This window comes from Actinophytocola sp. (assembly GCF_049647105.1).
Classification (GTDB): domain Bacteria; phylum Actinomycetota; class Actinomycetes; order Mycobacteriales; family Pseudonocardiaceae; genus Actinophytocola.
Map to the genome: position 1 here is coordinate 1 of NZ_JBARWZ010000245.1, position 8,917 is coordinate 8,917.

Genomic DNA, 8,917 nt, shown 5'->3' on the forward strand with positions numbered 1-8,917 from the left:
GCGCCGCACGCAACGCGGGCCCCGGCTCGACCCCGAGGTTGGCGACGAACCGCGCCCGCACGTCGGCGTACGCGGCCAGCGCGTCGGCCCGCCGCCCGGACCCCGCCAGCGCCAGCAGGTACTGCTGCCAGAGGCGTTCCCGGTAGGGGTGCTCGGCGAGGAGCGCGGAGAGCTCCTCGATCACCGGTCCGTGGTGCCCGAGCCGGACCCGCAACGCCAGCCGGTCCTCGGTCGCGGCGAGCCTGGCCTCGGAGAGCCCGCTCAGCTCGGCCTCCCACGCGGGCACCGTGGGCAGGTCGGCGAGTGGCTCACCGTGCCAGAGCCGCTCCGCCTCCCGCAGTGCCGCGAGCGCCACCGCCGGGTCCCGCTCGGCACGCGCCCGCGCGCACGCCGCCCTGAACAGCTGCGCGTCGACCGACTCCGGTGGCACCCGCAGCTCGTAGCCGGTGCCGCTGGTGACCAGCCCGCCGCCGTCGGCGTCATCGAAGGGCAGCGCGCGCCGCAGCCGCCACACGTAGGTCTGCAGGTTCGCCGCCGCCGACGTCGGGGGCTCCGCACCCCAGAGCACGTCCACGAGCTGCGCGACCCGCACCGGCTTGCCGACGTTCAGCAGCAGGTGCGCGAGCAGCAGCCGTTGCTTGGTCCCTCCGAGCGGTAGCGGATGACCGTCCACGTCCACGCGCAACGGCCCCAGCACCTGGAATCGCACAGACCGGGCCTCCCGAGTTCGAGTCGCACAGTGCTACTCGAAGTAGAGTGCCGCACGCCCGCCTCGGTTCCACATTGTGGTGCCGTTTGGGAAAAGAGCGCGATTCCCGGGTCTCAGACGTAACGGTCGCGGCCCGCGAGGCCGCCGAACACCGACTGCGCCACCGTGACGACCAGGACCATGATCAGCGGCACCGTCCATGCGGCGGTCAGGTCGTGCAGCAGGCCGAACAGCAGCGGGCCGGGTGTGGCGATCAGGTAGCCGTAGCCCTGCGCCATCCCGGACAGTGACGCGGTGTCCTGGCTGTCGCGTGCCCGCAGCGCGACGATGGTCAGCGCGAGCGAGAACACGCTCATCCCGATGCCGATGAGTACCGCCCACAGCAGCGGTGCTGCCGACGGCGCGACGATCAGGCCGACCGTGCCCGCCACCCCGACCGCGCCAAGACCGACGGTCCACCACGTCTGGTTGCCCTGCCGGGCGGCGACCGCCGGGACGACCAGGCTGATCGGCACCGCCAGCAGTGACATCAGGCCCTGCAGCAGACCCGCGTCGCCCCTGCTGACCCCCGCGTCCATCAGCACCTGCGGGAACCAGCCCATGACGATGTAGGCGACGAACGCCTGCAGTCCGAAGAACACCGTCACCGTCCATGCCAGCGGGCTGCGCAGCAGCGAACGGCCGCGTTCCTGCCGGGCGGCGTCCCTGCCCGACATGCGACCGCGGAAGGCCACCAGCCACACCACCAGCGCGGCGACCGCGAGCACCGCCCAGCCTGCCCATGCCCCGCGCCAGCCGCCGAACGCGTCGTTCATCGGTGGCGTGGCCGCCGACCCGAGCGCGGCGCCGCCCTGCAGCGCCGCGGTGTAGACACCGGTCATCAGGCCGACCCTGGCCGGGAAGGAGTCCTTCACCACCACGGGGACGAGCACGTTCGCCAGCGCGATGCCCGCACTCGAGACGAGGGTGCCGCCGAGCACCACCAGCGGGCCGTCGAGTACCCGGATCACCAGCCCGAGCCCGAGGACACCGAGCGCGAACGCCACGGCCGCGCCGGTGCCCACCCGCCGGGCCAGCGCCGGGGCAGCGCCGGGGCGGCCAGTCCGGCGACCGCGAAACACAGGCCGGGCAGCGTCGTCAGCAGTCCCGCCCAGGTGGTGGTGGCACCGAGGTCGGCCTGTGCCGTGTCCAGCAGCGGACCGACGCTGGTCACGGCGGGGCGGAGGTTCAGGGCGGCGAGGACGACGGCGGTCGCGAGCAGCGCCCCGCCCGCGATGGTGAGCGGGGCGGCACGTCCAGCCCGCGCGACACGCGGACGTTCCAGGTCGGACTTGACGGGCACGCCAAGTACTATAGGCAAACGTAGGATGATTGGTTGAAGGGATGTTCCTGTGCCGCTCGCCACAACGCGCCGCGCCGGTCTGGTCGACCAGGTCATCGAGCAGTTGCGGGACGCCGTCCGCCAGGGCGAGTGGCCCATCGGCAGGCGCATCCCGACCGAGCCGGAGCTGGCGACGACCCTCGGCGTCGGGCGCAACACCGTCCGCGAGGCGGTACGGGCGCTGTCGCACAGCGGGCTGCTGGAGGTGCGGCAGGGCGACGGCACCTACGTGCGCGCCACCAGCGAGGTGTCCGGCGCGATCCGCAGGCTGTGCGGCTCCGAGCTGCGGGAGGTCCTGCAGGTCCGGCGCATGCTGGAGGTGGAGGGCGCGCGGCTCGCCGCGACCGGGCGCACCGACGCCGAGCTGACCCGCCTGCGCCACCTCCACGACCAGCGCGACGCCGCGCAACGCGAGGCCCGGTTCGACGACTTCGTCCGCGTCGACGCGGAGTTCCACCTCACCGTCGTCGCGTGCGGGCACAACGCGCTGCTGACCGAGCTGTACCGAGGGCTGACCGAGGCGATCACCGCGTCGGTCGCGGCCACCACACACGAGGAGCTCGGCCCGGCCGAGCACATCGAGCACCGCGGCATCCTGAACGCCATCGCCGACCGCGATCCGGACCGTGCCGCCACCGAGGCGGCCGGGTTCCTCGACGAGCTGCTCGCCGGCCTCAACCCGTAAGGGGAGGGCTACTTTCACCGGGATGCGCGGCGAGTGGCCGCGAAGCTCGTCATCCCCACGGGTCTCAGTGCACTCCCAGTACGTTCCCCGCTGCCAATCGCCGCACGTACGCGCGGATACGGTCGCGGTCCTCGGGGAACACGCTCTCCCACATCTCGTCCAGGTCGACCCACCTCGACGGCTGCCCAGTCTCCCCGTCGAGCGGCACATCACGGCCGACAACGGCCCCGTAGGACAGGCTCAGCGTCGGCGCCCAGCCGGCACGGAAGGTGCGAACAGCCACCGCGGCCGGTGCGGGCAACAACTCGCCCGCCACACCGGCCTCCTCCAGAAGTTCACGAGCCGCGGCTGCCCTCGGCGTCTCGCCCGGCTCTACCTTGCCGCCAGGCGGCACCCATCCACGCACGCGGTGCCGTACCAGCAAGACCTGGCTGTACGTCTGATCGGTTACCCAGACCTCGGCCGCGAGCGGCTCCACCAGCGCCTGATGGGCGCGCAGCCACGTCTGGGCGTCGTCGAACTCCATCGCGGCAAGGCGGGCATCGGCGACCGCCGCGTCCACGGTCAACTGGTCAATCACCTGGCCCAGGATATGACGCTGGCTGTCCGGGCGGGTCCGGCCTGGTCAGCGGGTCGTCGCACGCTGCCGCGGTGGGAGACGACGTTCGACGCCGTAGGGCTGCAGGTGCGCGGCCAGCGGGCCGGTGAACGCGGCGGCCATGGTCCGCGGGGTCCAGTCGTCGGCGCTGGTGTTCGGGTGGTCGGCGAAGGGGTTGGTGGTGACCACGGAGACCTTGCGGCCGTCGAAGCGGAAGAACTGGCCGGTGATGCCCTCGGCGAGGTCGCTGAGGAGGAAGGTCACCAGTGGTGCCACCGCTTCCGGGCGCATGTCGTCGATACCGGCCAGCGGCGGCGCGTCCTTAGTGGACGGTGCGAGGCCGCGGCCTAGTGCGTTCTCGGTCATCCTGGTCAACGCCATCGGCGAGATCGCGTTGACCCGGATGCCCGCCGCCTCCAGGTCCAGTGCCGAGCTGTACGTCAGCGCGGCCAGCGCGCCCTTGGTCGCGGCGTAGGTCGAGACGCTCGGGAAGCCGAACATGCCGCCGGACGAGGCGTTGACGATCGCCCCGCCACCGCGCTCGCGCATGACGGCACTCGCCGCGGCCTGGCACTGCATGGCGCCGAGCACGTTCACCAGCACCGCCCGGCGCATGGCCGCCGGGCGCTCGTCCCACGGCTGCGCCTCGTGGTAGAGGCCCGCGTTGTTGACCAGTCCGTCCAGCCCGCCGAAGGCCGTCACGCAGGTGGCGATGAGCGCGTCGGCGGCGTCGGGGTCGCTGACGTCGTGGGCACTGACGATCGCGGAGCCACCCGCCGAGGTGATCTCGTCGACCACGGACCGCGCCTCGGCCACGTCGACGTCGTTGACCACCACCGACGCACCGGCCGCCGCCAGGTCCCGCGCGTACGCCCGGCCGAGCCCTCGGCCGGCACCCGTCACGATGGCCGCCCGGCCGCCGAGCAGGTTCGTCACCGCGACCTCCATCGTCAACGTCTACGTAGATGCCGAGGACCGTACCAGCATCTCCTGTGCCGCGGTGGCGGCCAGCTCACCCGAGGCGGTGAACAGGCCCGCCTGGCCCATCGCACGGGCACCTGCCGCCGACGGACTCCTGCTGTCGTGGAGGAGCCAGTCGTCGGCGCGGGCCGGGCGGTGCAGCCACATGCTGTGGTCGAGGCTGGCGGTGCGGACCTCCGGGCGGGCGACGCGGTGCAGGTTGAACGCGCCGTGCAGGATGCTGAAGTCCGACAGGTAGACGAGCATCGCCTGGTGCAGGACCTGGTCGTCCGGGAGCGGGGCGGTGATGCGCATCCACACCGACGACTCCGGCAGGCCCTCGCGGGGTGTGCACGCGCGCAGCTCCACGGCACCCGCGCGGGCGGGGCCGTCCGGTGCCATGTGGAACGGGGTGCGGGCGGGCAGGTCGGCGGGTGACTCGCGGTCGGGCATCGGGTCCTGGTGGGCCATGCCGTCCTCCGGGAGGTGGAACGACGCGGTCACCGACGTGACGATCTCGTTGTCCTGCAAGGCATCCACCCGGCGGACCGCGAACGAACGGCCGTCCCGCAGGGTGGTGACCTCGAAGCGGAGCTTCACCGAGGGCCTGGCGGCCCGCACGAAGTACGCGTGCATCGAGTGCAGCGCCGAGGGCGGGGGCACGGTGAGCGTGGCCGCCACGGCGCACTGCGCAAGGAGCTGGCCACCGAACACGCGACGCTCCGGCACGGCGGTGCTGTGGCCGGTGAACTCCGTCGCCGACAGCCGTTCCACCGCGAGCGCCGCCACCAGGTCGTCGACCGCGGGCACGCCGGAGCGGTGTGCCCGCCACGACGCCGGGTCCGGTCGCACGGTCACGAGGCCGCTCCGGTGGACAGGCGCCGCGCACGCAGCGCGGACCGGCGCACCTTGCCCGCCTCGTCACGCAGCGGGGACCGCGTCAGCTCGTAGGCACGCGGGCGCTTGTACGGGGCGAGCAGCGTCGCGAGGTGCGCGTCGAGCGCGTCGGCGGTGACGTCCGGGCCGGCCTCGACGATCGCGATCACGCGTTGCCCGAGGTCGTCGTCCGGGAGGCCGATCACCGCGCTCGCCCGCACGCCCGGGTACGCGTCGAGCGCGCCCTCGACCTCCGCCGGGTACACGTTCGCGCCACCCGTGACGATGCAGTCGGCCGACCGGTCGTCCAGGTACAGGTAGCCGTCCTCGTCGTAGTGGCCGAGGTCGCCGAGGGACTCCCAGCCGTCGCGGCCGCGTGGTGTCGCGCCGAGATAGTGGTAGGTCGAGCCGGGGCCGCCCTCCGGCATCAGGAACACCTCGCCGACCACGCCAGGCGGGACGACCTGCCCCCGCTCGTCCTGCACCTGGAAGCGGGAGCCGCGGATCGCCCTGCCGACGGAACCGCGGTGGGTCAGCCACTCGCGGCCGGTGATCATGGTGATGCCCTGGCTCTCGGTGCCCGCGTAGACCTCGGTGACGCGGTCCGGGCCCAGCCAGTCGAGCCAGGCCTCCTTGAGCCACGGCGCGCACGGGCCGCCGACGTGCAGAAGCGTGCGCACGGACGACAGGTCCGCCGCGGCACGCACCTCGGGCGGCAGTTTCCAGATGCGGCTCATCATCGTGGGCACGAGCTGCAGCCACGTCACCGCGTGCTCGTCGATCAGGTGCAGCACGCGCGCCGCGTCGAAGCGGCGCATGACCACGAGCCGGTTGCCGCAGAACAGGCCGCGCATGGCGTAGATGAACGCGGCGTTGTGGTAGAGCGGGCCGACGACCAGCTGGACGCCGTCGGCGTGCATGTACTCGACGATCGGGGTGGCCGGGTTCCACATCGGACGGTCGCGGGCCACGATCAGCTTGGGGCGCCCCGTGCTGCCGCCGGAGGTGAGCGCCTTCCAGTGGGACGGCGAGCGGTCCGGCAGCTCGGCGTCGTCGAACGCGGTCGCGTCCATGTCGGACTCCACGACCAGCGCGGGCGGCGCCAGGGCGAGGATCCGTGCCCGCTCGGCGGGCGGCATCTTCACCGAGAGTGGCAGCGGGGTGGCACCAAGCTTCCACACCGCGACGCACGCGCGGACGAACGCGGCGGAGTTGGGCAGCACGACCGCGACCATCGAGTCCTGGCCCACCCCGGCCTCGGCGTACGCGCGGGCGAGCCGGTTGGTCGCGCGGTCCAGCTCCGCCCAGGTCATGGCGTCGGCCGTGCCGTCCTCGACGAGCGCGAGCGTGTCGGGACGGGTGCGTGCGAAGTGGCCGATGAGCCGGCTGATCGAGAGTTCCTGGCTCAACGCGTCCTCCTTGACAGCGATGGGGCCGGGCTTACTATTTGCACCGTGAGTGCATCTTAAGCCGGGCTAACTATTGACACGGGTGTGATGCGACTTACTATTTGCACTGTCAGTGCAGATAGTCTCGGTAGGAGGCTCGCCAATGGGTGCTCACCTGCTCGAAGTGAACGGACTCGGGCTCGCCATCGGCGGCACACCTCTGCTGTCGGACGTCTCGTTCACGCTCGCCGAGGGCGAGGTGGTGGGACTGGTGGGCGAGTCCGGCTCCGGCAAGACGCTCACCGGACTGTCGGTGATGGGCCTGCTCCCGCCCGGCGCCGGGACGACCGGCACGATCTCCTTCCAGGGCACGGACCTGCTGACGGCGGACGCGGAGGCACTGCGGCGGCTGCGGGGCAACGAGCTGAGCATGATCTTCCAGGAGCCGAGGGCCTCCCTGCACCCGGCGCGACCGGTCGGCAAGCAGATCGTCGACGTCGTCCGCACGCACGAGAACGTGTCCACAGTGGCCGCCCAGGACCGGGCCTGCGACCTGCTGGCCCAGGTCGGGCTGCCGAACCCGCGGCGCACCCTGCGCTCCTACACCCACGAGCTGTCCGGCGGCATGTGCCAGCGGGTCATGATCGCGATGGCACTGGTGTGCGAGCCGCGACTGCTGATCGCCGACGAGCCGACGACCGCGCTGGACGTCACCATCCAGGCACAGATCATCGCGCTGCTGCACCGGCTCGCCGAGGAACGCGGGCTGACGGTCCTGTTGATCAGCCACAACCTCGGCGTGGTCAGCGACCTGTGCGCACGGGTGATCACGATGTACTGCGGGCAGGTCGTCGCCGTCGACCGCACCGACCACCTGCTCCGCCACCCCCAGCACCCGTACCCGTGGGCGCTCCTGCAGGCCTCGACCGTGGACCTCGACGGGACCGGCGAGTGGACCGGCATCGCCGGTGCGCCCGCGAACCCGGCTCGACCACCCTCGGGCTGCCGGTTCCATCCGCGCTGTCCACATCGGACCGACGCGTGCGTCGCGGCAGAACCGGAACTGGTCGCCGCGCACGGCGGCGGGCTGACCCGCTGCCTCCGGCACGAGGAGCTCGCGCTGACCGGGGTGCCGGCATGACCGCGGGAGTCACCGAGCCCGTCGAGGCGCCCAGCCGCTCCGTGGCCCTGTCCGTCGAGGACCTGGTGGTGACCTACGGAAACCGCCGCGACCCGCTGCGGGCGGTCGACGGGGTGTCGCTGCGGGTCGCGCGTGGCGAGACGCTCGGCATCATCGGTGAGTCCGGCTCCGGGAAGTCGACGCTCGTCATGGCGATCGCCGGACTGCTGCCCACCAGCGGGGGCCGGATCCGCATCGCGCCCCGCGACGGTGACCTCGCCACCGCGGCCAACTCGGTCGGCCGGGGCGGCGAGGTCCAGGTGATCTTCCAGGACCCGATGCTCGCGCTGTCCCCCAGCCTGCCGATCTGGCGCAGCGTCGCGGAACCGTTGGCACCGAAGGACTTCCGGGTGCCTCGACGGTTGCGGGCCCAGGCGGTCGAGTTGCTCGCCCAGGTCGGGATCGGTGCGGAGATGGCCGAGCGGCGACCGGCCCAGCTGTCCGGCGGGCAGCGCCAGCGGGTCACGATCGCGCGTGCGGTCGCCGCGCGGGCACCGCTGATCATGTGCGACGAACCGGTCGCCGCACTCGACATCTCCCTGCAGGCAGGGGTGTTGCGGCTGCTCGACGAGCTGCTGCACACCCGCGCGCTGACCTACGTCTTCGTCTCGCACGACATGACGTCGATCGCGCGGATCGCCGACCAGGTCGGGGTCATGTACCTCGGCAAGCTCGTGGAGATCGGGCCGGTGCGCTCGGTTCTGCGCGAGCCACGCCATCCCTACACGCGAGCGCTGATCAGCGCCGTGCCCACCGTGTCGCTCCAGGCTCGCGCCAGGAGCAGGACGCTGCTGCCAGGAGAGATCCCGGACGCGCGGCGGCCACCGTCGGGGTGCCGGTTCCGCACCCGCTGCCGGTTCGCGCAGGACCGGTGTGCGGTCGAGGAGCCTTCGTTCGGCGCCGGGAGTGAGGCGCATCAGGTCGCCTGCCACTTCTGGCCCGAGATCAGGGACGCCGCCACCACGGCGTGACCGTCCTGCCCATGGCCCCGCGCGGGCCAGCTCAACCCCCAGCACAAAGGAGTGCACGATGTCCGCACAACCCCCACGACCTCGTCGCGTCCGGCTGGCCGCGGGCGCGGCCGCGGCGCTCACCCTCGCGGCGTGTTCCGCGCAGGGCGCGGGTGGCGCAGGCGGCGGG

8 protein-coding genes and 1 pseudogene are annotated in these 8,917 nt (G+C 72.5%); 3 read left to right on the forward strand and 6 right to left on the reverse strand.

The window, feature by feature from the left end; translation table 11 throughout:
- Positions 1-709: AfsR/SARP family transcriptional regulator (locus WBA97_RS28855; protein ID WP_424234101.1), on the reverse strand; the 709-nt coding region annotated here is incomplete at its 3' end.
- Between the two features lie 113 nt (positions 710-822).
- A pseudogene (locus tag WBA97_RS28860) lies at positions 823-2,033 on the reverse strand (CynX/NimT family MFS transporter).
- A gap of 67 nt (positions 2,034-2,100) precedes the next feature.
- Between WBA97_RS28860 and WBA97_RS28865 the strand changes: the two are divergent.
- Positions 2,101-2,775: a FadR/GntR family transcriptional regulator gene (locus WBA97_RS28865; protein ID WP_424234102.1), complete on the forward strand. Its 675-nt coding sequence runs from the start codon at positions 2,101-2,103 to the stop codon at positions 2,773-2,775.
- A gap of 64 nt (positions 2,776-2,839) precedes the next feature.
- Here the strand turns inward: WBA97_RS28865 and WBA97_RS28870 are convergent, their stop codons facing one another.
- The 4 genes from WBA97_RS28870 to WBA97_RS28885 are packed head-to-tail and all read right to left on the reverse strand — an operon-like array spanning position 2,840 to position 6,618.
- Entirely contained in the window at positions 2,840-3,355 is a 516-nt protein-coding gene (locus tag WBA97_RS28870) for an NUDIX domain-containing protein (protein WP_424234103.1), read from the reverse strand.
- A 45-nt stretch (positions 3,356-3,400) separates the two neighbouring features.
- A complete protein-coding gene (locus WBA97_RS28875; protein ID WP_424234104.1) occupies positions 3,401-4,309 on the reverse strand; it encodes an SDR family NAD(P)-dependent oxidoreductase in 909 nt (302 codons plus the stop codon).
- 21 nt (positions 4,310-4,330) lie between these two features.
- Positions 4,331-5,191: an acyl-CoA thioesterase gene (locus WBA97_RS28880; RefSeq protein WP_424234105.1), complete on the reverse strand. Its 861-nt coding sequence runs from the start codon at positions 5,189-5,191 to the stop codon at positions 4,331-4,333.
- A complete protein-coding gene (locus WBA97_RS28885; RefSeq protein WP_424234106.1) occupies positions 5,188-6,618 on the reverse strand; it encodes an AMP-binding protein in 1,431 nt (476 codons plus the stop codon). The genes WBA97_RS28880 and WBA97_RS28885 overlap by 4 nt, the downstream gene beginning before the upstream one ends.
- A 142-nt stretch (positions 6,619-6,760) precedes the next feature.
- Between WBA97_RS28885 and WBA97_RS28890 the strand changes: the two genes are divergently transcribed.
- Entirely contained in the window at positions 6,761-7,738 is a 978-nt protein-coding gene (locus WBA97_RS28890; RefSeq protein WP_424234107.1) for an ABC transporter ATP-binding protein, read from the forward strand.
- A complete protein-coding gene (locus tag WBA97_RS28895) occupies positions 7,735-8,748 on the forward strand; it encodes an ABC transporter ATP-binding protein (protein WP_424234108.1) in 1,014 nt (337 codons plus the stop codon). The genes WBA97_RS28890 and WBA97_RS28895 overlap by 4 nt, the downstream gene beginning before the upstream one ends.
- Positions 8,749-8,917 lie beyond the last annotated feature (169 nt).